The following is a 21,624-nucleotide window of genomic DNA, read 5'->3' on the forward strand; positions in this document are numbered from 1 at the left end:
AAGGGCGTGGTTGAGCGCCGCAACGGGTACTACGAGACCTCGTTCATGCCCGGCCGGTCGTTTGCGTCACCGGGCGACTTCAACTCCCAGTTCACTGACTGGCTCGCGATCGCGAACAGTCGGGTAGCGCGCACGATCAAGGCGAAACCGATTGAACGGCTCGACACCGATAAGGCAGCGATGCTTCCGTTGCCGCCAGTGTCGCCGGCGGTCGGGTGGTTCAACCGGTACTGGCAACACCGCATATTCGAAGTGCACGAGTAGGTCGCGGGCAACCGGCGACTTGGACATCTCAGGCCTCCCGGCGCAGATCTGCTGCCAGGGCATCAACTCGTGAGGTGATGTCGTCGCGGATCAGGCGCATGCGCTCGTGACCCTCGATGCCGCGGGTGGACGGTTCGTCGGTGATCCACCGGTCGATCTGCGCAATGCCGGGTTGGTCGATTTGGGCGTCTTCTCCGAGGATGACGACGCGGTCGACGGTGTCGAGCAGCTCGGGGTCGATCGGCTTGGGGTGCTCGCCGGCGACGCTGGCGCCGATCTCTTCGAGCGAGGTGACCGAGCCTGCGTTGAGCATTGTCCCGGGGCGTGTGCCAGCGGAGTGCACGTCGATGGTGTCGCCGTGGCGCTGGCGCATGAGGGCGGCAGCCATCTGAGACTTGCCGCCGTTTTTGACGCAGACGAAGAGGGCCGATGGCCTGGCCTGGTTCATGCCGTGGTCCTGACGGGGTCGATCCCGAGCGAGTTGAGGAGGTCGGTGACGCGGGCCCGAATGTCGTCGCGGATTGGCCGGACGGCGTCGACTCCCTGACCGGCGGGGTCGTCGAGCTGCCAGTCCTCGTAGCGCTTTCCGGGGAAGATCGGGCAGGTGTCGCCGCAGCCCATGGTGATGACGACGTCGGAGGCCTCGACGGCTTCGGTCGTGAGGATCTTGGGTGTCTCGGCGGACAGGTCGATGCCCTCCTCGAGCATCGCTTCGCGGACGGCGGGGTTGATCGAGTCGGCGGGGGCCGACCCGGCCGAGCGGACTTCGACGGCGCCGCCGGACAGTGTGTGCGTGTAGGCGGCGGCCATCTGGGAACGGCCGGCGTTGTGCACGCAGACGTAGAGGACGGACGGCTGGTCAGTCATGTGGACTCCTGGGGTGGGCTGGTCAGGCGAGGACGTCACGGAGGAGCTGGGTCACACGTTGCTGGATGTCGTCGCGGATGTCCCGCACGACGTCAAGAGGTTGGCCGTCGGGGTCGGCGACGTCCCAGTCTTCGTAGCGCTTGCCGGGGAAGATTGGGCAGGCGTCGCCGCAACCCATGGTGACGATGACGTCGGCGGCCTGGACTGCGCTGTGGGTCAGGGGCTTGGGGTATGGCGCGCTAAGCGGGATGCCACGCTCGGCCAGGGCGTCAAGAACGGTGGGGTTGACCGTGTCCACGGGTTCGGACCCGGCCGAGCGCACGTGGACCTTCCGGGCAGACAGGTGCTCGGTGAGGGCGGCGGCCATCTGGGACCGCCCGGCGTTGTGCACGCAGACGAACAGGATCTCGGGGACCTGCTTGGCGACCCTCCCTTCGGCCTGGGCCACGGTCATGAGCCGCTCGCGAGCCTGCTTCGCGACGAAGATCGGCAGGTACTGCGTAATCGTGGCGCGGGGCTCGAGCAGGGCGCGGGCTTCGTGCACGACTGTGGCGACGGTCTCGGGTGAGAAGACCCCGTCGTACGCGTAGGTCAGGTCGTCGATGAGTCGGTCGTAGGTGTCGGGCGTGTGGGGTGCGGTGCTCATGTGCGGTCCTCTCCTGGGATGCGAGATGGTGCGAGGGCTGACGAAGGGTGAGGGAAGCGTCGACGCAGCGCGAGGCTGACGTAGACGAGGCCGACGAGGACGGGCACCTCGATCAGGGGGCCGACGACACCAGCGAGGGCTTGGCCGGACGTGACGCCGAAGGTCGCGATCGCGACGGCGATGGCCAGTTCGAAGTTGTTGCCAGCAGCGGTGAAGGCCAAGGTGGTCGTGCGTTCGTAGGTCATGCCGAGCACGCGGCCGGTGAGGTATCCGGCGCCCCACATCAGGGCGAAGTAGGCCAGGAGCGGCAACGCGATCCGGGCGACGTCCAACGGTCGCGAGGTGACGGCGTCACCTTGTAGAGCGAAGAGGACGACGATGGTGAAGAGCAGGCCGTAGAGCGCCCACGGGCCAACCTTCGGGAGGAAGGACTCCTCGTAGGCCTGTCGACCCCAACGCTGCTCGCCGATACGACGGGAGAGGTACCCGGCAAGCAGCGGGACGCCGAGAAAGATCAGGACCGAGACTGCGATCTGGCCGAAGGAGACATCCAGGGCGCTCTGCTCCAGACCCAGCCAGCCCGGTAGCACCGAGAGGTAGAACCACCCGAGGGCCGCGAAGGCGATGACTTGGAAGATCGAGTTGAGGGCGACCAGCACGGCGGCAGCCTCGCGGTCACCGCAGGCCAGGTCGTTCCAGATGATCACCATGGCGATACAACGCGCGAGCCCCACGATGATCAGGCCAGTCCTGTACTCCGGCAGGTCAGGCAGGAAGATCCACGCGAGGGCGAACATCAGTGCCGGGCCGGCGACCCAGTTGAGCACGAGCGAGGACCCCAGCAGCCTGCGGTCACGAGTGACTGAGTCGAGGCGGTCGTATCGGACCTTGGCCAGTGGCGGGTACATCATGACGAGGAGGCCAAGGGCGATGGGCAGCGAGATGCCGTGGAGTTGCACCGCATCCAGAGCTGGCCCCAGGCCGGGCACCCCGCGGCCGAGGGCGAGGCCCACGACCATCGCTACCCCGATCCATACGGGCAGGTAGCGATCCAGCATCGCCAGGCGCCCGGTCTCCTGTTCGGTGGCGTCCTGAGTGGTCGTCACGTCCGACTGCCCTGCGGGGCGCAGCACGGCGAGGATGGCTCAAGGACGGGAAGGGATGCGGTGGCAGGCTGGGCGTTCGCCGGGTTCTCATCCTTGACGACGTAGACCTCCCACGGAGCGCCGGCCGGGTCGTGGACCCACACCTTGTCCTGTAGGGCGTAGCAGCACGTCGTGTCGTCTTCGTCGAAAGTAGCCAGGCCGCCATCCGCCAGGCGGGTGCGGGCCGCGCCGACCTGCTCGGCACTGTCAACCTCGACACCGAGGTGGTTGAGGGCCCCCTTCGGCCCGCTTTCGCGAGTGGCCTCATCGGTCTCGATGAGCACGAGCTTCAGTGGCGGCTCACTGATCGCGAAGTTCGCGTAGCCAGGCCGGCGCTTGTGCGGCTCGACACCGAACAGCGTGGAGTAGAAGGCGACGGACGCCTCAAGGTCGACGACATTGAGGGCGATTTGTACACGGCTCACGGTGGGGTCCTTCATGGAGTCATATCGACGCTTGTCGATGAGTCGACCTTGCCACTCCATATCGACGTATGTCAATATCAGGTCATGTCGATCGCCCTCTCCACCGACGGACGCGCACTCTTGACCCAGGCGGTCGAGCGATGCTGCGCGGCTCAGGGCAGCACACCGATCTCGCGGGGGGACGCCGAGATGGTCGCCCGGCTTCTCAAGGCGGTTGCTGACCCTGTCCGGTTGCAGATCCTGGGGATCGTGCGCTGTTCGCCCGGACAGGAGGTCTGCGCGTGCGATCTGCCGACACCTCTCGGTCTGACCCAGCCAACCGTGAGCCACCACCTCAAGGTCCTCGTCGATGCCGGCCTGTTGACTCGAGAGCGTCGTGGGCAATGGGCCTGGTTCACTCTCGCGCCCGACCGGCTCGCTCTGGCGCGCCGGGCCCTCGACGTCTGACCAAGCGTCTCGAGGAGCACGAACGACCGTGTTCCTCGCGATCCCCAACTCGCGTGCAATAGCGGACTGCGAGAAGCGGCGCCACGATCACCGACCCGGACCACGTCGCGACGGCGAAGGAGCTGCGGGGCTCGTTCAATGCGGCGCGTGCTGCTGCGGCGCCACGTAAGACCACCCGCGCCCACGGCGACGGGCACGTCGTCGCGCTACGCGCCCTGCCCGACTACGACGACCTCTTCGGCGTCGACTTCCACCACACCCCCATTGCCCGCACGTGGGAAGACATCGCGGTCCAAGCGCGCGACCTGGGCTGGTCGCATAAGGAGTACCTCGCCGCGGTCCTGGAACGCCAGAACAGCGAACGCGAGGCACCGGGGGCGATGATGCGGATCAAGACCGCTCACTTCCCGGCCATCAAGACCCTCGAGGACTTCAACTACGAACACCTGCCGTCGCTGCGCCGCGACATTCTCGCGCACCTAGCCACCGCGACCTACGTCGCGAAGGCCGAGAACGTGATCCTGCTCGGCCCGCCCGGGATCGGCAAGACACACCTCGCGATCGGGCTGGGCGTCAAGGCCGCACAGAACGGCCACTCCGTGCTGTTCGACACCGCGAGCAACTGGATCACCCGGCTGGCCGGCGCCCACCAGGCCGGAACGCTGGACGCCGAGCTCAAAAGGATCCGCCGCTACAAGCTCATCATCATCGACGAGGTCGGCTACATCCCCTTCGACACCGACGCCGCGAACCTGTTCTTCCAACTCATCGCGACCCGCTACGAGCAAGGCTCGATCATCGTCACATCGAACCTGCCATTCGGCCGCTGGGGCGAGGCCTTCAGCGACGACGTCGTGGCCGCCGCGATGATCGACCGACTCGTCCACCACGCCGAGGTCATCGCCCTGTCAGGAGAGTCCTACAGAACCCGCACCCGACGCGAACTCCTCGCCAAGAACGGCAACAAGTAGACGACCAGGTGCTCAAATTTCACCCGTCGAAACCTGCTCAATTTTCAGCCGCCGTTGACAGTGGCGAGACCCTCCACCAGCAGATCCTTCAATCGTGTACGCAGCCATTCATCCCACAGGTGATCGGCGACTACAGCGGTGTCCAGGAGATGGCACACGAGGGGGTATGAGCCGCTTACCCCGGATGTAGCCGCAGGGTCCTTGCCGAAGATGTGGTGGCTCGGGCATTCGTGCATAACTGAAAGCTACGTGTTAGCTCTGACACTGTGCATCAGTTCGACTTGCTGGCCATCGGCGGAACCGAACGGGAGCCACGGAAACCCGCCGCCAACAGTCCTCGAGGTGCGTCGCCCGCATCTGGCGCTGCAATCTTCGGCGGGCGGTTTGGCGTCATAGCCCAGGGAGCGAACACAGCGAGTCACTTACTGCCCGGTGTCGGGTAGTGCGTGGCCCACGAACAACGAGAACGTCCGCGTCACGTGTGCCACGTTAATCGAAAGACGTTGGCCCAGTGGCGAATTGGCGGCGCCGGTGGGAGATGCAGCTGTCACCAAGACACTACTTCGCGCTTGGATCACCAACTTGATCAGTCAGGCCTGACCGGACTGGCTCCGATGACCTCCATGCGGACGTGGTCGTCCCGGTACTGCACGACTACGCGCCGCCCTTCTCCGCTCAGACGCTCGATCGCGGCTTCATGCACGACCTCGCCGTCCATCGGCCAACCGTCCGGCTGCGGGAGCCAGTGACACAACAGCACCTCGCCGCCCTCGGTCAGACTTTCGCGGACGCGGTCCAGCAAGGCGTCCCAGCGGCGCGGGCTCAGGAAGTAGCCGACCTCGGACAGCACGACCAGGTCGAACCTGCCGTCCGGCCAGTCCTCGGGTGCATCGCGCTGCTGGATTTCGGCATTCACCGGTACGCGTGCGGTTGCGGCGCGAGCCGCGTGGGCGCTCGCATCGATACCGAGTACGCGGTCGCAGCGTTCGGCCAGATCAGTGGTCAGTGCACCGATCGAGCAGCCGACCTCGAGCGCCGACTCGTACCGCGCACGCGTCAGCAGACCGAGCGTCACCGCTCGCTTGCGCCGTTCGTACCAGGACTCGTCGACGTTCCACGGGTCCGCCTGCTCGTCGTGCAGGTCGTCAAGAGCTTGATCCTGAATCACGTTCTGCGACAGCAGGATTTCCTGAGCACGTGCGAAGTGCTGCAGCACGTGATCTGGCAGGAGCGCCTCGTCGCCTGGGGCGTCCGACAGCGGCTCGACCTGACTGGTGTGCGCCGCGATCGCCGTCCGCTTCCATTCGACGGTCGACGGCGTCAGATCGATGGAAACGGCTGACTCCCAAGGGAACTCGTCGACCGAACTCCAATGCCAGGCCCAGATCGGGTAGCCGAGGTGGGTTGCGTCCGTGCGGTGGGCGGCCAGCGAGGCCGCCTGCGCCGCCGCAGCGTGGTCGGGGTGCCGGTCGGCGTGCCAGGGTGACAGCAACAGCGTGGACGCGCCGTCCAGACCGATCGCCTCGACGATCGCGTTCACCGGCTTGTCGCCCTGCTCGGCCAGCGCGCCGTCGGGCAGGCCGAGCGTGACGACCGACGCGTCCGGAGCCAGCGACGACACGGCGTGACGCACCTCGGCCTCCCGGATGCGGCGCAGTTCTTGCGGAGAGTGTGTCGGTGAGTTCGGATGTGACGCAGCGCCATCGGTCAGAACGACGACCGTGATCCTCAGCCCGAGAGCGGCTGCAGTGGCCATCAGTCCGCCGGCGCCGAGGGTCTCGTCGTCCGGATGCGCGGCCACGACGACGAGGTGCTCGAAGGCCCTCAGATCGAGCGTCGGAAGGTCGCGCGACGCGAGAGCGGCGAGCCAGTCCCGCTCGGGAGTGCCCGGGTCGGCGAGGTCGAACGTCTCCGTCATTCCTGCACCACGGACGAACCGATCGCGGCGAGGTCCCGCTCGGCATGCCACTGACGCACGTACAGGTGCAGGTCGGCGACCCGGGCGGCGTGCTCCTCGTTCCCGACGAGGGGCCCGGGGCCGAGGCCGTGGTCGACGGCGGTCATCACCGTCTCGCAGGTCTGAGCCACGATCGTGCGCACCCGCGCCGCCAGCAGACCGGGGTCGTCCACGGAGCCCGCATCGATGTCGGCCGCTGCCTGCCGCAGGGTGCACCGGGTCGCGTGCAGGGCCGCGTCACAGCGTCCGATGTGCATGAGGGCGATCTGGTCGGGCTCACGTTTCCCGGCGGCGGTCGTCAGCGCGGACGCAAGCGCCACCGCGGCGCCGAACCACACGGCTGCGACACCGATGCCGCCCCACGCGAACCCCGGCCGGCGCAGGTACCAGCCCGCGTCACCGACGGGCGTGGCCGCAACCCCGGCGAACTCGACGGACTCACTCGTCACCTGCGGCAGACCGCGGGCGACCCAAGTGCCGCTGGTGGCGGTCACTGCGTCCTGTTGCAGGTCGACGGCGAACAAGCCGCGTTGCGAGTCGTCGACCCACGCGGTGACCAGCGCATGGTCGAGGTGTGCAGCCAGCGAGCACCACGGCTTGACCCCGTCGAGTCTCCACGCGTCCCCGTCCGGCGACGCGGTGAGCCGGACGCCGGGACCTTCCGCAGCGAACACACCCCAGGTGCCGGAGGGCGCGTCGTCGCCGGACTCGGTGAGGATCGCCCGCGCGTCCAGCTGCGGCTCGATGGTGCGTGCCACGGTCAGATCGATCATGCCCAGGCGGGCGAGGCCCTCCCACAGTTCGATGGTCGACCCCGACCCGGGCAACGGCAGCGCCTCGGCGATGCGGGGCGCCAGCGCCAGAGCCGCAGCCGCGTCCCCTGCTGACCGCCGGGCCTGCTCGTAGAGATCATCCGGTCCGGCGTCCGGCGCCAGTCCGGCGCGAGCCTGCGGGTCGCTCATCGGGGTCTCCCTCGTCTACGTCCACCCCTGCGGGCGAAAGTGCATGCGTCATTGGGTTCGGCGGCAAACTTCGCGCGCTGCCAACGGCCATTTGACCACCGCGAGGTGGCACCGTGGGCCCAAACGCATTGTCCTCCGAAACGAGAATGAACATCGAAACCTGTCCCCGCAACATCCTTGTCGTCGTGCCGGCGCGCGACGAGGAGGCGCTGCTGCCTGCCTGCCTCGACCGCCTCGAAGCTGCGATCGAGCGGTTGAGCGTCGAACGGCCCGAAACCCGGGTGACCTGCGTGGTCGTGCTCGATCGGTGTACCGACTCCTCCGCCGACATCGTCGCCTCTCGGCATTGGGCGCACGCGTTGGTCAGTGCCTTCGGCCAGGTCGGGGCAGCCCGCCGCGCCGGTGTCGAGCACGCCGCGGTGCTCGCCGGCGTGCAGGACGCCCGCGCCGCCTGGGTGGCCAACACCGACGCCGACAGCGTCGTCCCGGACCACTGGCTCACCCGGCAACTCGAACTCGCCTGTGGCGGGGCCGATCTGGTGCTAGGGACGGTCGTGCCCGAAGCGCTCGGCGTCGATCCGCGCGTCATCGAGGCATGGCATGCGCGACATGTCCTGGCGGAGGATCACCCGTACGTGCACGGAGCGAATCTCGGCGTCCGGCTCAGCACCTACCGCCGCGCGGGCGAGTTCCCGGAACTGCCGGTGCATGAGGACGTCCGGCTCGTCGACGCGATCCGGCGCGATGGTGCGGCGGTCGTCGCCACCGCGACGGCGCCCGTGGTGACGTCCGGACGATTCGTTGCACGAACGCCGGAAGGTTTCGCGGGCTACCTGCGCGGCCTCGCCGAACCGCCGGACAAGATCGTCTCGGCTTAACGCAGCAGACGGACGTCGAGAGCGGTCTCGAGCGCCTCGTCGCCGCGCCGTTCGACCCGGAATGCCGGGTGACCGTCCTGCTCACCGATGGCTTCGAGGAACTCGCCATCGCGGAAGACCAGGGCGGTGTGATCGTCGACCGCCCACCCGTCCTTCAACGCGCCGGAGGCAACCCAGCCGAGGTACTGATCTCGTCGCTCGGACTCCCCGAGATAGTGCGGGCACGCGCTGCCGGGCAGAAAACCGAGACCGTCGTCCAAGGGCGCGAGCGGTCCGAAGGAGTCGGTCGACGACTGCTCGAACCAGCAGTTCATCCCCGCGCTGATACCGGCCAGCACAGTGCCGTGCGCCGCCGCGCGCCGCAGGATGTCGGGGAGTCCGTGCAGGCGCCACACCGCGAGCAGGTTCGCGGTCGACCCGCCGCCGACATAGATGAGGTGCTGGTCGAGCAGCATCTCCGGGTCGAGGTACCCCCACGGGTCGTGGCAGAACAGCGACAGCACAGACGTCGTCGCGCGGCCCGCGAAAGCCTCCTCGAAGCGCTGCGAGTACCCGTCCGCGTCCCCGCTCGCGGTCGGCACGAAGCAGACCTTCGGCGTCGAGGCTCCCGTCAGGTCGAGCAGGAAGTTGTCGATCGCGGAGTCGCGGTGTGCATCCGAGAACCCACCGCCGCCCAGAGTCACGATCGTCCCGTTCATGCCTCGACCCTCTCGGTCGTGAAGTCCCGGCGCAACTCGATTGCCGTCGGCGCGCGCGGCTACGGTTCGCGGGTGGAACTTTCCGAGTACGCCGACCGCATCGATCACATCTCCGCGGGCTACTCGCGTGCCTACGACGTCGACCGCACTCCCGAGTGGGTGCTGCTCAAACTGACCGAGGAGGTCGGCGAGCTCGCCCAGGCGTGGCTGACCGCGTCCGGGCAGGGCCGCGATCGTGGCCTCGACGATCAGCAGAAGGAGCAGGCGCTCGCCGCGGAATGGGCGGACGCGATCGGCATGCTGCTGGTGTTCGCGCGCCGCACCGGCATCGATGTCGACCGGGCGATCGCCGACAAATGGTTGCACTGGGAGTCGGTGCACGGGGCCGCCGGGCAGGCGCGGTGAGTCGCTCGCTCGTCGGCATCACCACCTACGCAGAACCGGTCAGCCACGGACCCTGGCGCGACCAGCCGGCGGGCGGCGCCGACATCGATCCGCTGCGGTACGCCGACATCCGCCACCCGGCGTCCGACGCTCCCCTCACGGAACGTGACGACACCGAGATCGCCCTGGTCCGGCGAACCGCTGAGCTCGACATCCCCGTGCTCGGTGCCGCGGCATGCAGCTGGCCGAGCATCCCTGGTCGGACGTGCCGCCGAACTCGGGTTCACCGACGTCATCACCCACTGGCCGCGACAGGACACGGTCGACGTGGGTTCACGTGAAACTCTGGAGACGGTTGTGACAGACGTCATCCCTCGGCTTCGTTGAGACTCAGGTCGGCGTTTCACCCGCAACCGTCGGCGTCTTACCGGCCGGATAGGTGTCGAAGCCGGACGGGGGCGCCTCACCGTCCTTCACACACACGGAGCCACCGGTATTGGTGCCCGTGCCGGTCACCGGATACTCGCCGTCCGAGCAGGGCCTCTCGGTCCAACAACCCGTCAGCACACTCGACCCCAACAACGCAGCGGCGATCGCCACGAACGCTCGACGCATGGTCTCCTCCTGCTCCCCGAGATGTGCCGATCATGTCGCATCCGCGTCGATTTTCAAGGCAGCCCCGCGCCGCTGGCACCATGGACGTGAACATCCCCGAGTCCGGCGTGCACATCGCCTTCATCGGATCGGCGTTGTGGGGACTGGTCGCGGGCCTCGTGCTGTACGCCGTCCTGCGGCGCCGCTGAGAAGAGAACATGTGGAAACAGGTGGGTCGGCGCGCAATCGCGCCGACCCACCTGCTCAGGACCAGAAGACCGGCTTGCCGCCCTCCGACGAGTACGGACTCTTGTCCTGGTCGTCGTAGCGCACCTTGGTCAGCTTCTTGCCGGGGAAGAGCACGAAGACCAGGCAAGAGCTCGCGGTCGTGCCGTTCTGGACGGTTTCGGGCAGCTCGGCCATGGCGCACTTGTCGAAGGCGTAGCTCTTGCCTCCGGCACCGACCTTCCCCGACGCGGAGCTGTCGTAGCCGGTCTGGTCGATCGAATCCAGCGAGAGCCGCTCGGGCACCGCGATCTCATCGCCCAGATTCTTGGCGGCCGCCGCGTCGACCGCGTCGTACCGCACGGTGTACCGCACGAAGTACGCGGTGGCGCCCGACGGGTAGTCGAAGTCCTCGATCTCGCGGATCTTCGCCATGTCGTCTTCGCTGCCCTGTTCCGGCTGCTGCACCGTAATGGTCGAGCGGTACTTGCCCTTGTGGATCGTCGTGCGCTCGAAGGTGCCGGCCGTCCCGAAACGTAACTGCGATCCCGGTGGGGTGGTGCCGTCACTGTTATGTGACGCCTGGGTGCTCGAACCGGTCGACGTGCCCGACTTGATGGAGTTCGACGTGGTGGAGCTGGACCCGATCGTCTCGCTCGACCCGCCGCAGGCGGTGAGAACGAGGCTGGAGGTGAGTGCGATGCCGAGCGCTGCCGTCCGCAGTGGTGTGTTCATTGGTGTTTCTCCTCTTGAGTGGTGTGAGCGAAGTATCTCGACACTCACCAGACGGTGACCGTGAGGCCGACGATCCGGTCGCCCCATGGGCAGGTCTTCCCATGCCACGGCGGGAACCGATGACCACCCGCCACCGTCGTCGGCCACGCTCACAATGGCTCGCTCGCGTCTGGACCAGGGCTGGCCAGAAAGAGATCGAGATTTCGCGCAGCCTGCGCCCGCTGGCACCATGACCGGGTGAGTTCCGGGGTCCACATCGCGTTCTACCGCTTCGTCCGCATCGACGACGTCGCTGCTGTCTGCGGCCGACTGCGTGAACTGACCGAGGGACTGCTGGGGACGATCCTGGTCGCGGGTGAAGGCGTGAACGGGATGCTCGCCGCACCGTCCGAGCGCATCGACGCCTTCATCGATGAGGCGGCGGCGGATCAGACGGTCGGTGTCGCGTTCGGCGGGATCACCTACAAGCGCACCGACTACGAGCGAATCCCGTTCTCCCGCATGATGGTCAAGGCCAAACAGGAGATCGTCCCGCTCGGTGTCGATGGTCTCGACCTGCCGTCACGCGTCGACGACGTGGCTGCCACCGACGTTCCGCCTCATGAGTGGCGCGAGTTGATCCGGCGCGACGACGTCGTCGTCCTCGACAACCGCAACTCCTTCGAGTACGAGGTCGGCCGCTTCCGGGGTGCGGTCGACCCCGGAGTGGTGAACTTCCGCGATTTCCGCGACTTCGTCGAGCAACACGCTCCGGAGTGGAAGGCCGAGGGCAAGCAGGTCGCGATGTACTGCACGGGTGGCATCCGCTGCGAGAAGTCGAGTCCGTGGATGCAGGACCTCGGCCTGAAGGTGCACCAGCTGCAAGGCGGAATTCTCAACTATTTCAAGGAGATCCCGGACGCGGACGCCGACTTCGACGGTGAGTGCTTCGTCTTCGACAACCGGGTCACCCTCGACACCAACCTGCGCGACGTCGGTCGCCAACGCTCCGACATCGACGGCTGAGCGTGCCCACCCGTCGAAGCGTGTTGGCTTCGTCCGCGGCTGCTTTGCTTCTGAGGGCGCCCCACTCGCCGACCCCGGAACGTTTCGCCGCCGGGTCTCGTCGCAGGCCCGGGCATCAGCCAGGATGGTGCCGACCAGGGAGGGTGAAATGGCAGAACTCGTCGCGCGTTCGTCGCGCGTCATCGAGGCCAGGTTGCAGAAGTCGTCGGTGCGTGCGATCAGCGGGTCGATGGTTTCCTACCAGGGCCAGGTGCAGTTCAAGAACGCTGGATTCGGCGGTGGCGCAGGCGTATTGGCCGGCCTCAAGCAGCGGGCCACCGGTGAGTCGCTGACCTTGATGGAGTGCGCCGGCGACGGCGTCGTCCAGTTCGCCGTCAACGCGCAGTACGTCACCGTGCTGCCGCTGAACAACGAGACGATGCAGGTCGAGAGTCGCCAGATCCTGGCGCTCGCGGGCAACCTCAACACCAACGTCCAGTTCGCCGGGGTCGGTGGGATGAGCAGTGGGCAGGGCTTGTTCACCACGACCGTCAGCGGCACCGGCCAGGTCGCGCTGCTGAGCGCCGGTGGGCCGCTGATCCACCTCGAGGTCAACCCGAACCTTCCGCTGGTCGTCGACCCGGACGCGTTCGTCGCGGCCAAGGGACAACTGCAGCAGTCGTTCGTCACCGACGTCTCCTGGCGATCCGCGGTCGGGCAGGGCGGCGGCGAGGCGTTCTCGCTGCGCTGGCAGGGCCAGGGCGTCGTCTCCATCCAGCTGGCGGAACGGTGATCGGCATGTTCGAGAAGATCAACAGCAAGGTCGTGAAGGCCGACCTTGGGCGTACCGGTCCGATCGTGTCGCGCCGCGGTTCGATGCTCTTCTACTCCGGCCAGGTGCACTTCGCGCCGCACCAGATCCCGGGCGCCGGCGGCGCACCCGGTGGCATGGGCGCGATGGTCGGCTCCATGATGCGCAGCGAGCACGAGCGGACGATGATCGCTCAGGGCAACGGCCAGGTGCACTACGGATTCCAGGGGCTGGCACTGCACGTCATCGACCTGCCGCAGGGCGGACAGGTCACTGCCGACATGTCCCGGATGCTCGGCTACACCGCCGGGATGCAGGCGTCCATCGTTTCGACCCAGTCCCAGCAGGGCGGCGGAGGCGGGCTCCGTGGAGCACTTCGCGGGGCAGCCACCGGTGCGCTCACCGGCAACGGGATGTTCACCACCCAACTCAGCGGCGTCGGTGCGGTCGTGCTGGTCGCTCACGGCGAACTCATCGAGATCCCGGTCGGCAACGGCCCGGTGGTCGTCGATCCGCAGGCGTTCGTCGGCACGGTCGGCAACGTCCAGACCCAGCTGCAGTCGGCGATGAGCTGGCGGGACACGGTGGGTCGTGGTTCGGGTGAGGCGATGCAGTTGCAGTGCAACGGTCAGGGGCTCGTGCTGGTGCAGGCATCGGAGGAGAAGCTGTGAGCAATGTTCTGAATCCCGGTGTGCTGCAAGGCAACGACAACATCCCGGGCAACGAGTACGCGTACTACTTCACGCTCGACCGTCCCTGGTTCATGAGCAAGGGCGCGATGATCGCCTACTACGGTCAGGCCAGCTTCCACGCGCTGACCGCGGGCATCGGAGCGGGCCTGCAGCAGATGGTCGCCGGCACTTTCAGCGCCCCGATGTACCAACAGGACTTCGTCGTCGTCGAGGGCCAGGGCACGCTGATCATCGGCGACCGTGGCTACACGATCAACAGCTACGACCTGGACGAGGGCAACCTCACCGTCCGCGCGTCCAACCTGCTCGCGTTCGAGCCGGGTATCCAGCTCAACCAGTCGATCGTGCCCGGCTTCCTCACCCTCATCGGCACCGGCAAGTTCCTCGCGTCCTCCAACGGACCGGTGATGTTCGTCGAGCCGCCGCTGCGCGTCGACCCGGAGGCACTCGTGGGCTGGGCCGACTGCCCGTCCCCGTCGCTGCACTACGACCAGAACTGGGTCAACAGCTTCATGTCGGCGGGCGCGGCGATGCTCGGCATCAACTCCGGTGAGGAGCGGCAGTACGACTTCACCGGCGCCGGCACCGTCCTGATCCAGAGCAGCGAGAAGGTCGTTCACGACCACCACGTGGTGCGCAACATCGAGCAGCAACTGCCGCTCGTCTCGCCGGCCGGCCTGGCGATGTTGCAGCAGCGGATCACGGCGCAGCAACAGCAGCAACACCGCTGACGTCGGTGCGGAAAGGGCTCGACATACCCTGACGGGGTGACCGACCGCACCCGTTTCGGCATCGCGCAGCGCCTCGTCGCGCTGGTCACGATCGTCCTTGCGGCCGGGCTCATCACCGCCGGTGCGACCACCAGAACGGTGGTCGATAGAACGGTGGTCGATTAGGCGCCAGAACGGTGGTCGAGCAGGCGCCGGAACGGTGGTCGAGCAGGCGCCGGAACGGTGGTCGAGCAGGCGCCGGAACGGTGGTCGAGCAGGCGCCAGAACGGTGGTCGAGCAGGCGCCAGAACGGTGGTCGAGCAGGCGCCAGAACGGTGGTCGAGCAGGCGCCAGAACGGTGGTCGAGCAGGCGCCAGAACGGTGGTCGAGTAGGTGCGGAGCGTTAGCGGAGTGCCGCGATCGAGACCACTTGAGTTTTCCTCGGGCGCAACTACTTCGTGGCACGCCGCTGCAGGATCTTGACGGTCGATGATCACCGCTGATCTTTCGTGCTCCCCGGGTTCCGACTCGTGTGCGACCCGACCCCCGAGCTGACCGCACCTGCCGGGGGGCCTGCGCTACGCCTGCGCAAGGTCGCGTCCTGGACCGTGGGAGGCTGAGCTGGACGGGTCCTCGAGCGTCGGGGAAGCGACTCCTACGCTGACGTCCCATGAGTTCGAGCACGACGCAGCCGGTGACGGCCTCGGTCATGCCCACGGTCATGGCCGGCATCGTCTGTGGGCTCGTCGGTTTCACCTCCTCGTTCGCCGTCGTGCTGACTGGGCTTCGCGCGGTCGGTGCATCGCAGGCGCAGGCAGCCTCCGGACTCATGGCGCTCTGCCTGACGATGGGTCTGGGATGCGTGCTGTTCAGCTGGCGCCTGAAGATGCCGGTCACCATGGCGTGGTCCACGCCAGGTGCCGCGCTGCTCGCGGCTGCGGCCGCACCGCACGGCGGATTCGCTTCTGCCGTGGGCGCATTCATGGTCTGCGGCATCCTGCTCGCGCTCTGCGGGCTCATCCGCCCGCTCGGTCGCCTGGTCGAGTCGATCCCGGCCCCGCTCGCGTCCGCGATGCTCGCCGGGGTGCTGTTGCAACTGGTCATCGAACCGGTGTCCGCCGTCGAGGCGGACCCCTGGGCGATCGGACCGGTGATCCTCACCTGGTTGGTGCTCACCGCGCTCGCTCGCCGATGGGCGGTCATCGGTGCGCTGCTCGCCGCGTTCGTGGTGATGGCGGTGCGCGGCGTGTTCGGACGTCTCGATCTGTCCAACGCCGCACCCAGCCTGAGTTTCGTTGCACCGCAATGGGACACGGGAGCCATGTTCGCGATCGCGGTCCCGCTGTGGATCGTGACGATGAGTTCGCAGAACATCCCGGGCATCGCGGTGCTGTCGTCCTTCGGTTACAAGCCGGGTATGCGAGGTCCGCTGCTGTACACCGGCGGTGCATCGGCGGTCGGTGCGCTCGCGGGAGGTCACGCGATCAACCTCGCCGCGATCTCTGCCGCGCTCGCGGCGGGCCCCGAGGCGGGACCGGACCCGAAGCGCCGGTGGATCGCCGGAGTCTCCTGTGGGCTCACCTACCTCGCGTTCGGCCCGCTTGCCGGACTGGTGTCCGCCGTCGCCGTCGCGGCCCCGAAGGGGATCGTCGAGACCATCGCCGGACTCGCGCTGATCGCCACCTTCGCCGCTGCTGCCTGGTCCGCCCTGGCCCAGGAGAACGCACGGGAAACCGGTGCGATCGCGCTCGTCGTGGCGGCGTCCGGCATCACGATCGCCGGGATCGGTTCGGCGTTCTGGGGGTTGGTCGCGGGGCTGGTGTTGTACGTCGTGCTGCGTCGCCGGCCGGCCTGACTACCCTCGGCTGAGTGAGCCGAACTGTCGAACTTGCCCAGCAGATGAGCGACGACCTTCGTTCGTTGCGCCGCGACTTGCACCGCATCCCGGAGATCGGCCTGCGGTTGCCGCTGACCAAGGCGCGGTTGCTCGAAGCGCTCGACGGTCTGCCGATCGAGATCCACCAGAGCGACAACCTCGACTCGGTCGTGGGCGTGATCCGTGGCGGTGCCCGCACCGACGGACCCGTGGTGCTGCTGCGCGGCGACATGGACGCGTTGCCGGTGCAGGAACTTCACGAATCCGATTACTGCTCAACGCATCCCGGGGTCATGCACGCGTGCGGGCACGACATGCACATCGCCGGTCTCGTCGGTGCAGCCCGCATCCTGTGCCAGCTGAAGGACGAACTGGCCGGTGACGTCGTCCTCATGTTCCAGCCCGCCGAGGAAGGCCCGGGCGGTGCCGAGCCGATGCTCGACGAGGGTCTGCTCGACATCGCCGGACGACCTGTTGAGGCGGCGTACGCGATGCATGTCGCCTCCGCCACCTTCCCCAAGGGCACCTGGTGGACGACCCGCGGCGCCTGCATGGCGGCGGCGGAAGACGTCCACATCGTCGTCCGGGGCGCGGGTGGTCACGGCTCCCAGCCGCAGGTCGCCCTCGACCCGGTGCCGGTCGCCTGCGAGATCGCGCTTGCGATCCAGACCGCCGTCACACGCCGGTTCGACGTCTTCGACCCGGTCGTGGCGACCATCGGACGCATCGCGGCGGGCACGAAGTCGAACATCATCCCCGACACCGCCGAGCTCGACATCACCTTGCGGTCGCTGTCCCAGGAGTCACGAAAGCGTTTGCGCGAGACGGTGATCCGTCTGGCCGAGGGAATCTCGCAGGCGCACGGTCTGAGTGCCGAACATCAGGTGGTCGAGTCCTACCCGCCCACCGTGAACACCGATGCCGACTACGACCTGGGGCGGCAGGTGGTCACCGACCTGTTCGGCGCGGACGCCTACGTCGAGCGCGAGGACCCCGAGATGGGCGCCGAGGACTTCTCGTTCGTGCTCGAACGCGTCCCGGGCGCCTACTTCTTCCTCGGCTGCTGCCCGACGGACGACCCGAAGACGGCCGCCGACAATCACTCCCCACGGGCAGCGTTCGACGACGACGTCCTGTGGCAGGCGTCCGCCTGGCTCGCCGAGATGGCCCTGCGCCGCACTCAGCAACTACGCCCGTAGTCAAGGAAACGGTCGCTACCGCGACCAGTTCTCGAGCCTCGACAAGTGTCGCTGTGACGACCGGAAACCTTTACTACGGGGGTAGAGGTGTTCGGTCGGGAACGCGGGCCAATGGGCGGAGCGTTCCGCCTAGAGTGGGGAACCAAATGGGGGAAGCCCCGCACGCAAGTGTGACGAGAGAGGCAATCCATGTCCGACCTTGACCTCGGCGGCCAGCCGACCAAGCCCACCCAGACCGCGACGAGCGCACCCGGCGGTGAGGGGCTCGTCCTCGAAGCGCCCGCTGCGGTCGCCGTCGTCGAGGAGAGCCAGGCGGTGCAGGCCGTCCCGGTGAACGCCGAGGCGCAGTCCGAACTGGACAAGAAGGCGCAGGCGTACGTCGAAGACCTCACCAGCATGGACATGAAGTCGCCGGCCTTCACCGAGAAGGTCAACTCCATCGTTCTCATGGGTGACAGCGAGATCCGCAAGAGCTCCGAGGTCTCCAACCGGATGCTGCAGCGCCCGGCCGCCCAGGGCGGCAAGGACTCCGCGCAGGGCAAGGTGTCGGGAACGCTGGTCGACCTGCGTCGCACGATCACCGATCTCGACCCGAACCGTGCGGACCTCAAGGGCGCCAAGAAGATCCTGAAGTGGATGCCGGGCGGCAACAAGATCGAGAACTACTTCATGAAGTACCAGTCGGCGCAGAGCCACCTGGACTCCATCATCCGCAGCCTCGCCAGCGGCCAGGACGAACTGCGCAAGGACAACGCGTCCATCGACGTCGAGCGCACGAACATGTGGAACGCGATGCAGAAGCTGGGCGAGTACAACCAGCTCGCAACGGCGCTCGACAAGGCTGTCGAGAGCAAGATCGCCGGACTCGAGGCCGAGGGCCGCACCGAGGACGCGCAGATCATGAAGTCGGACGTGTTGTTCGCGGTGCGCCAGCGCCGGCAGGACATCATGACCCAGATGGCCGTGGCGGTTCAGGGCTACCTGGCGCTCGACCTCGTCCGCAAGAACAACGTCGAGCTCATCCGCGGCGTCGACCGCGCCCAGACCACCACGGTCGCGGCGCTGCGCACGGCGGTCATCGTCAGCCAGGCGCTCAGCCAGCAGAAGATCGTCCTCGACCAGATCACCGCGCTGAACTCCACCACGTCCAGCCTGATCGAGAAGACCAGCGAGCAGCTGAAGACCCAGGGCGTCGAGATCCACGAGCAGGCGGCGTCCAGCACGATCGAGATCGACAAGCTGCAGCGCGCGTTCGACAACGTCTTCCAGACGATGGACGCGATCGACACCTTCCGCTCGCAGGCCACGCAGAACATGGCGACCACCGTCCAGGCGCTCGAGGGTCAGGTGCAGCGCGCCAAGCCGTACCTGGAGCGTTCGTTGCGCAACCAGGGTGTGGACGCGACGACCTCGGCGCAGTTCCAGCCTCCGCAACAGCGCCCCGGAATCCCGAACAACATCCAGCAGCAGGGTCCGCGGCAGGGCGAGCAGCCGCCGTACCCGCACCAGGGCGGAAACCAGTAAGTGGGGCTCCTGTCACGACTGTTCGAGCCCGGCCAGAACGGTCAGGCTCAAGGCGGTCAGGCCGCGCGCGGTTCGGTGATGTCGGACCGCGCGCGGGCGCAGTCCCAGCGAGGTGGCCGGGCGGTCGACACCACCGCGGCCGCGCCGCCGCCCAAGCCGGAAGGGGACGACGTCCCCTCATTGCTGCGGCACAACCAATCGCTGGTGCTCGAGATCAACCAGAGCGCTGCGCACCTGCCCGGGCTCGGCGTCGTGCTCGCGCGGTCGGTCACCGACACCGTCCGTACCGTGCTCACCTCGCCCGAAGCGAACATGCTCGACATCTCGGTGCGGGTCGCGATCTTCGGCGTGCTGACCGACTACCTGCCCAGCACCATCCGGACGTACGTCGGCGCGTCACGCGCGGCGGCCCCGGGTTCGCCGGAGATGGCCGCCGCCGACGATCAGTTGGTCGAGCAACTCACCGCGCTGCGCCGCTCCGTGGGTGAGTTGGCCGAGGCGAGTCGGATGCGCGATGTGCAGGCGTTACAGGTGCACGGGCGCTTCCTGGAGTCCAAGTTCGGTCAGTCCGACCTCGACCTCTGACCCGAAAGTCCGCAGGACGCGCGGGTCAACGCGCGCATCCCGCGGACACTCGGGCTGGTCAGGCGAGGGACAGGAACATCTTCTCCATCGTCGCGACGTCGAGTTCGCCGTTGTCGGGCTCGGCCATGCACTTGCGCAGTCCGACCGCGATGGTGGCGAATCCGGCTCGGTCGACCGCCTTCGACACCGCCGCCAGTTGGTTGACGATGTCCTGACAGTCGCGGCCCTCCTCGATCATCTTCACGATCCCGCCGATCTGCCCTTGGGCGCGCTTCAGCCGCCGGACGACGGCCTCCATCTCGTGTGGATCCAACTGCACCATCACCTGCTCCTTCGCATCCCGGACGGGTACCCCTGGGTGTATATCACCGGCCGGTGCCCGCGACCCAGGTGCGATAGCCGCCGTCGAGATTGCGGACCTCACGCCCGAGTTGGGTCAGCAGCCGCGCGGCGGTGTGTCCTCGCTGGCCGACAGCGCAGTGCACGATGAGGTCGCCGTCCGGCAATTCGCTTTGTCGAGAACGCAACTCGTCGACCGGGATGTTGATCGCGCCAGGAATCGCGCCGCGCTGGAACTCCTCCGGCGTGCGGACATCGATCAGGTGGGCGCCGGCGTCCAGTGCTGCGTCGAGTTCGTGCCACTGGATGGTATCGGTGGTGGACTCGGCGAGGTTGTCGGCGATGTAACCGAGCATGTTGACCGGGTCCTTCGCGGAGGAGAAGGCCGGCGCGTAGGCCAACTCGAGATCGGCGAGCTGGGCCGCCTTCAACCCGCCGGCCATTGCGGTGGCGATGACGTCGATCCGCCGATCGACGCCTTCTCGACCGACGCCCTGGGCGCCGAGGATCTCCCCGGTTTCGCCGTCCACCAGAAGCTTCAGCGCCATCTGCTGCGCCCCGGGGTAGTAACCCGCGTGCGACATCGGGTGGGTGTGGATCGCGCGGAAGCTGCGTCCGGCAGCGCGCAGGCGCTTGCCGTTCCAGCCGGTGGTCGCGATCTGCAGGCCGAGCAGTCCGACGATCGCGGTGCCGAGCACAGGGCGTCCGGTTCCTCGTTGGCCGGCGATGTGGTCGGCGACGCGCCGTCCCTGAAGATTGGCGGTGTTGGCGAGCGGGACGAGGGTGGCGGAGCCGTCGAGCGCGTCCTTCTTCTCCACCGCGTCACCCACCGCGTAGATGTGCGGGTCGCTGGTGAGGTGCGAATCGTCGACCTGGATGCCGCCGCGCTCACCGATGATCAGTCCGGCCGCCTTGGCCAGAGTGACGTCCGGCTTCACCCCGATGGCCGCGACGACCACGTCGGCCGGGACGGTCGAGCCGTCGGCCAGCACGACATTGTCCGCACCGATCGAGGAGACGCCCGAGCCCAGTCGCAGGTCGATCCCGGCCTCACGCAACGCGGTGTGCACCGGAGCGACCATCTCGGGGTCCAGCGGCGCCATCACCTGATCAGCAGCCTCGACGATCGTGGTGGCAATTCCCTTGTGGTGCAGGTTCTCTGCGACCTCCAGCCCGATGAACCCGCCCCCGATCACGACCGCGGTGCGAGCTCCCGCGACCGCGTCCACCATCGCATCGGTGTCCTCGATGTCGCGCAGCGACAGCGCACGTTCGATGCCCGGGATCGGCGGACGCACCGGGCGAGCGCCCGGCGACAGCACCAGGAAGTCGTACGTGTGCGTTGCGACGGACCCATTCGCAAGGTTCTTCAGTTCGACCGTGCGGGATTCCTTGTCGATGCCGGTGACCTCGGTCGCCACCCGTACCTCGATGCCGAACCGTGCCGCCAACGACTGCGGCGTCTGCAACAGCAGCGCCGAGCGATCCTCGATGACGCCACCCACGTGGTAGGGCAGACCGCAGTTGGCGAAGGACACGTGCCCGCTGCGTTCGACGACCAGAATCTCGGCTCGCTCATCGAGCCGCCGCAACCTCGTGGCCGTGCTCATGCCACCGGCCACACCTCCCACGATGATGATCTTCATGGACAGAACAATACCCCGGGGGGTATAAGTATTCCAGCCGAGATCAAGAGAAGGAGAGCG

Annotated in this window: 27 protein-coding genes and 1 pseudogene; 15 read left to right on the top strand and 13 right to left on the bottom strand. The window is 67.4% G+C overall.

What is annotated here, in order from left to right; genetic code table 11:
* Positions 1 to 264, top strand: a pseudogene (locus tag ACYU8W_RS11630) (IS21 family transposase); the annotation flags it as partial.
* Between the two features lie 28 nt (positions 265 to 292).
* Here the strand turns inward: ACYU8W_RS11630 and ACYU8W_RS11635 are convergent.
* The 5 genes from ACYU8W_RS11635 to ACYU8W_RS11655 are packed head-to-tail and all read right to left on the bottom strand — an operon-like array spanning position 293 to position 3,347.
* Positions 293 to 712: an arsenate-mycothiol transferase ArsC gene (locus ACYU8W_RS11635; protein WP_499469221.1), complete on the bottom strand. Its 420-nt coding sequence runs from the start codon at positions 710 to 712 to the stop codon at positions 293 to 295.
* The gene (locus tag ACYU8W_RS11640) at positions 709 to 1,131 is read right to left on the bottom strand and encodes an arsenate reductase ArsC (RefSeq protein WP_499469223.1); all 423 of its coding nucleotides are present in this window, start codon (positions 1,129 to 1,131) and stop codon (positions 709 to 711) included. The genes ACYU8W_RS11635 and ACYU8W_RS11640 overlap by 4 nt, the downstream gene beginning before the upstream one ends.
* Positions 1,132 to 1,153: 22 nt before the next feature.
* Complete coding sequence (locus tag ACYU8W_RS11645; RefSeq protein ID WP_499469230.1) at positions 1,154 to 1,777, bottom strand: arsenate reductase ArsC; 624 nt, start codon at positions 1,775 to 1,777, stop codon at positions 1,154 to 1,156.
* Positions 1,774 to 2,835 carry an ACR3 family arsenite efflux transporter gene (gene arsB, locus ACYU8W_RS11650; protein WP_499469280.1) on the bottom strand — a complete coding sequence of 354 codons (1,062 nt, stop codon included), beginning with the start codon at positions 2,833 to 2,835 and terminating at the stop codon, positions 1,774 to 1,776. The genes ACYU8W_RS11645 and arsB overlap by 4 nt, the downstream gene beginning before the upstream one ends.
* Before the next feature lie 44 nt (positions 2,836 to 2,879).
* Positions 2,880 to 3,347 carry an ArsI/CadI family heavy metal resistance metalloenzyme gene (locus ACYU8W_RS11655; protein ID WP_499469235.1) on the bottom strand — a complete coding sequence of 156 codons (468 nt, stop codon included), beginning with the start codon at positions 3,345 to 3,347 and terminating at the stop codon, positions 2,880 to 2,882.
* Positions 3,348 to 3,431: 84 nt separating this feature from the next.
* Between ACYU8W_RS11655 and ACYU8W_RS11660 the strand changes: the two genes are divergently transcribed.
* The gene (locus ACYU8W_RS11660) at positions 3,432 to 3,794 is read left to right on the top strand and encodes an ArsR/SmtB family transcription factor (protein ID WP_499469237.1); all 363 of its coding nucleotides are present in this window, start codon (positions 3,432 to 3,434) and stop codon (positions 3,792 to 3,794) included.
* Positions 3,795 to 4,057: 263 nt separating this feature from the next.
* The gene (gene istB / locus ACYU8W_RS11665) at positions 4,058 to 4,765 is read left to right on the top strand and encodes an IS21-like element helper ATPase IstB (protein WP_499469282.1); all 708 of its coding nucleotides are present in this window, start codon (positions 4,058 to 4,060) and stop codon (positions 4,763 to 4,765) included.
* A 44-nt stretch (positions 4,766 to 4,809) separates the two neighbouring features.
* On the opposite strand, the gene ACYU8W_RS11670 is transcribed toward istB, so the two are convergent.
* From ACYU8W_RS11670 to ACYU8W_RS11680, 3 genes are all read right to left on the bottom strand, one after another.
* Complete coding sequence (locus ACYU8W_RS11670; protein ID WP_499469239.1) at positions 4,810 to 5,001, bottom strand: HD domain-containing protein; 192 nt, start codon at positions 4,999 to 5,001, stop codon at positions 4,810 to 4,812.
* A gap of 350 nt (positions 5,002 to 5,351) precedes the next feature.
* Positions 5,352 to 6,683, bottom strand: a complete 1,332-nt coding sequence (locus ACYU8W_RS11675; RefSeq protein WP_499469241.1) for a PIG-L family deacetylase — start codon at positions 6,681 to 6,683, stop codon at positions 5,352 to 5,354.
* Complete coding sequence (locus ACYU8W_RS11680) at positions 6,680 to 7,684, bottom strand: acyl-CoA dehydrogenase family protein (protein ID WP_499469243.1); 1,005 nt, start codon at positions 7,682 to 7,684, stop codon at positions 6,680 to 6,682. The genes ACYU8W_RS11675 and ACYU8W_RS11680 overlap by 4 nt, the downstream gene beginning before the upstream one ends.
* A gap of 146 nt (positions 7,685 to 7,830) precedes the next feature.
* Between ACYU8W_RS11680 and ACYU8W_RS11685 the strand changes: the two genes are divergently transcribed.
* A complete protein-coding gene (locus ACYU8W_RS11685) occupies positions 7,831 to 8,562 on the top strand; it encodes a glycosyltransferase family 2 protein (RefSeq protein ID WP_499469245.1) in 732 nt (243 codons plus the stop codon).
* Here ACYU8W_RS11685 and ACYU8W_RS11690 read toward each other — a convergent pair.
* On the bottom strand, positions 8,559 to 9,260 hold the full coding sequence (locus tag ACYU8W_RS11690) for a Type 1 glutamine amidotransferase-like domain-containing protein (RefSeq protein ID WP_499469247.1): 702 nt from the start codon (positions 9,258 to 9,260) through the stop codon (positions 8,559 to 8,561). The two genes, ACYU8W_RS11685 and ACYU8W_RS11690, sit on opposite strands and share 4 nt — an antisense overlap.
* 72 nt (positions 9,261 to 9,332) lie before the next feature.
* Between ACYU8W_RS11690 and ACYU8W_RS11695 the strand changes: the two genes are divergently transcribed.
* A complete protein-coding gene (locus tag ACYU8W_RS11695) occupies positions 9,333 to 9,665 on the top strand; it encodes a nucleoside triphosphate pyrophosphohydrolase family protein (RefSeq protein ID WP_141929369.1) in 333 nt (110 codons plus the stop codon).
* On the top strand, positions 9,662 to 9,985 hold the full coding sequence (locus ACYU8W_RS11700; RefSeq protein ID WP_499469249.1) for a gamma-glutamyl-gamma-aminobutyrate hydrolase family protein: 324 nt from the start codon (positions 9,662 to 9,664) through the stop codon (positions 9,983 to 9,985). Before ACYU8W_RS11695 ends, ACYU8W_RS11700 begins: the two co-directional genes overlap by 4 nt.
* A 49-nt stretch (positions 9,986 to 10,034) precedes the next feature.
* Here ACYU8W_RS11700 and ACYU8W_RS11705 read toward each other — a convergent pair whose 3' ends face one another.
* The gene (locus ACYU8W_RS11705) at positions 10,035 to 10,259 is read right to left on the bottom strand and encodes a hypothetical protein (RefSeq protein ID WP_499469251.1); all 225 of its coding nucleotides are present in this window, start codon (positions 10,257 to 10,259) and stop codon (positions 10,035 to 10,037) included.
* A 243-nt stretch (positions 10,260 to 10,502) separates the two neighbouring features.
* Entirely contained in the window at positions 10,503 to 11,198 is a 696-nt protein-coding gene (locus ACYU8W_RS11710) for a hypothetical protein (protein ID WP_499469253.1), read from the bottom strand.
* A 237-nt stretch (positions 11,199 to 11,435) separates the two neighbouring features.
* Here ACYU8W_RS11710 and trhO point away from each other — a divergent pair, with 237 nt between their 5' ends.
* From trhO to ACYU8W_RS11755, 9 genes are all read left to right on the top strand, one after another.
* A complete protein-coding gene (gene trhO / locus ACYU8W_RS11715; RefSeq protein WP_499469255.1) occupies positions 11,436 to 12,203 on the top strand; it encodes an oxygen-dependent tRNA uridine(34) hydroxylase TrhO in 768 nt (255 codons plus the stop codon).
* A 148-nt stretch (positions 12,204 to 12,351) separates the two neighbouring features.
* On the top strand, positions 12,352 to 12,975 hold the full coding sequence (locus ACYU8W_RS11720; RefSeq protein WP_499469257.1) for an AIM24 family protein: 624 nt from the start codon (positions 12,352 to 12,354) through the stop codon (positions 12,973 to 12,975).
* 5 nt (positions 12,976 to 12,980) lie between these two features.
* Positions 12,981 to 13,664: an AIM24 family protein gene (locus ACYU8W_RS11725; protein ID WP_499469259.1), complete on the top strand. Its 684-nt coding sequence runs from the start codon at positions 12,981 to 12,983 to the stop codon at positions 13,662 to 13,664.
* Positions 13,661 to 14,416 carry an AIM24 family protein gene (locus tag ACYU8W_RS11730; RefSeq protein ID WP_129626299.1) on the top strand — a complete coding sequence of 252 codons (756 nt, stop codon included), beginning with the start codon at positions 13,661 to 13,663 and terminating at the stop codon, positions 14,414 to 14,416. The genes ACYU8W_RS11725 and ACYU8W_RS11730 overlap by 4 nt, the downstream gene beginning before the upstream one ends.
* Positions 14,417 to 14,452: 36 nt before the next feature.
* Positions 14,453 to 14,581, top strand: a complete 129-nt coding sequence (locus ACYU8W_RS11735; protein WP_499469261.1) for a hypothetical protein — start codon at positions 14,453 to 14,455, stop codon at positions 14,579 to 14,581.
* Positions 14,582 to 15,065: 484 nt separating this feature from the next.
* On the top strand, positions 15,066 to 16,250 hold the full coding sequence (locus ACYU8W_RS11740; RefSeq protein WP_499469263.1) for a benzoate/H(+) symporter BenE family transporter: 1,185 nt from the start codon (positions 15,066 to 15,068) through the stop codon (positions 16,248 to 16,250).
* 14 nt (positions 16,251 to 16,264) lie between these two features.
* On the top strand, positions 16,265 to 17,470 hold the full coding sequence (locus ACYU8W_RS11745) for a M20 metallopeptidase family protein (protein ID WP_499469265.1): 1,206 nt from the start codon (positions 16,265 to 16,267) through the stop codon (positions 17,468 to 17,470).
* 189 nt (positions 17,471 to 17,659) lie between these two features.
* Entirely contained in the window at positions 17,660 to 18,994 is a 1,335-nt protein-coding gene (locus tag ACYU8W_RS11750; RefSeq protein ID WP_129626295.1) for a toxic anion resistance protein, read from the top strand.
* Positions 18,995 to 19,579, top strand: a complete 585-nt coding sequence (locus ACYU8W_RS11755; RefSeq protein ID WP_499469266.1) for a hypothetical protein — start codon at positions 18,995 to 18,997, stop codon at positions 19,577 to 19,579.
* 58 nt (positions 19,580 to 19,637) lie between these two features.
* Here the strand turns inward: ACYU8W_RS11755 and ACYU8W_RS11760 are convergent, their stop codons facing one another.
* Both ACYU8W_RS11760 and ACYU8W_RS11765 read right to left on the bottom strand, forming a co-directional pair.
* Positions 19,638 to 19,898 carry a metal-sensitive transcriptional regulator gene (locus ACYU8W_RS11760; RefSeq protein WP_499469284.1) on the bottom strand — a complete coding sequence of 87 codons (261 nt, stop codon included), beginning with the start codon at positions 19,896 to 19,898 and terminating at the stop codon, positions 19,638 to 19,640.
* Between the two features lie 46 nt (positions 19,899 to 19,944).
* A complete protein-coding gene (locus tag ACYU8W_RS11765) occupies positions 19,945 to 21,564 on the bottom strand; it encodes an FAD-dependent oxidoreductase (protein ID WP_499469268.1) in 1,620 nt (539 codons plus the stop codon).
* Positions 21,565 to 21,624 lie beyond the last annotated feature (60 nt).

It is taken from the genome of Yimella radicis (assembly GCF_054778255.1).

What these genes read in the sequence shown, in the direction of transcription:
- ACYU8W_RS11740 (WP_499469263.1), top strand. Translation starts at nt 15,066, where the DNA reads ATGAGTTCGAGCACGACGCAGCCGGTGACGGCCTCGGTCATGCCCACG.
- ACYU8W_RS11685 (WP_499469245.1), top strand. Translation starts at nt 7,831, where the DNA reads ATGAACATCGAAACCTGTCCCCGCAACATCCTTGTCGTCGTGCCGGCG.
- ACYU8W_RS11725 (WP_499469259.1), top strand. Translation starts at nt 12,981, where the DNA reads ATGTTCGAGAAGATCAACAGCAAGGTCGTGAAGGCCGACCTTGGGCGT.
- ACYU8W_RS11640 (WP_499469223.1), bottom strand. Translation starts at nt 1,131, where the DNA reads ATGACTGACCAGCCGTCCGTCCTCTACGTCTGCGTGCACAACGCCGGC.
- ACYU8W_RS11690 (WP_499469247.1), bottom strand. Translation starts at nt 9,260, where the DNA reads ATGAACGGGACGATCGTGACTCTGGGCGGCGGTGGGTTCTCGGATGCA.
- arsB (WP_499469280.1), bottom strand. Translation starts at nt 2,835, where the DNA reads ATGCTGGATCGCTACCTGCCCGTATGGATCGGGGTAGCGATGGTCGTG.
- ACYU8W_RS11660 (WP_499469237.1), top strand. Translation starts at nt 3,432, where the DNA reads ATGTCGATCGCCCTCTCCACCGACGGACGCGCACTCTTGACCCAGGCG.
- ACYU8W_RS11765 (WP_499469268.1), bottom strand. Translation starts at nt 21,564, where the DNA reads ATGAAGATCATCATCGTGGGAGGTGTGGCCGGTGGCATGAGCACGGCC.
- ACYU8W_RS11635 (WP_499469221.1), bottom strand. Translation starts at nt 712, where the DNA reads ATGAACCAGGCCAGGCCATCGGCCCTCTTCGTCTGCGTCAAAAACGGC.
- ACYU8W_RS11645 (WP_499469230.1), bottom strand. Translation starts at nt 1,777, where the DNA reads ATGAGCACCGCACCCCACACGCCCGACACCTACGACCGACTCATCGAC.
- ACYU8W_RS11675 (WP_499469241.1), bottom strand. Translation starts at nt 6,683, where the DNA reads ATGACGGAGACGTTCGACCTCGCCGACCCGGGCACTCCCGAGCGGGAC.
- ACYU8W_RS11705 (WP_499469251.1), bottom strand. Translation starts at nt 10,259, where the DNA reads ATGCGTCGAGCGTTCGTGGCGATCGCCGCTGCGTTGTTGGGGTCGAGT.
- ACYU8W_RS11720 (WP_499469257.1), top strand. Translation starts at nt 12,352, where the DNA reads ATGGCAGAACTCGTCGCGCGTTCGTCGCGCGTCATCGAGGCCAGGTTG.
- ACYU8W_RS11710 (WP_499469253.1), bottom strand. Translation starts at nt 11,198, where the DNA reads ATGAACACACCACTGCGGACGGCAGCGCTCGGCATCGCACTCACCTCC.
- ACYU8W_RS11680 (WP_499469243.1), bottom strand. Translation starts at nt 7,684, where the DNA reads ATGAGCGACCCGCAGGCTCGCGCCGGACTGGCGCCGGACGCCGGACCG.
- ACYU8W_RS11750 (WP_129626295.1), top strand. Translation starts at nt 17,660, where the DNA reads ATGTCCGACCTTGACCTCGGCGGCCAGCCGACCAAGCCCACCCAGACC.
- ACYU8W_RS11670 (WP_499469239.1), bottom strand. Translation starts at nt 5,001, where the DNA reads ATGCACGAATGCCCGAGCCACCACATCTTCGGCAAGGACCCTGCGGCT.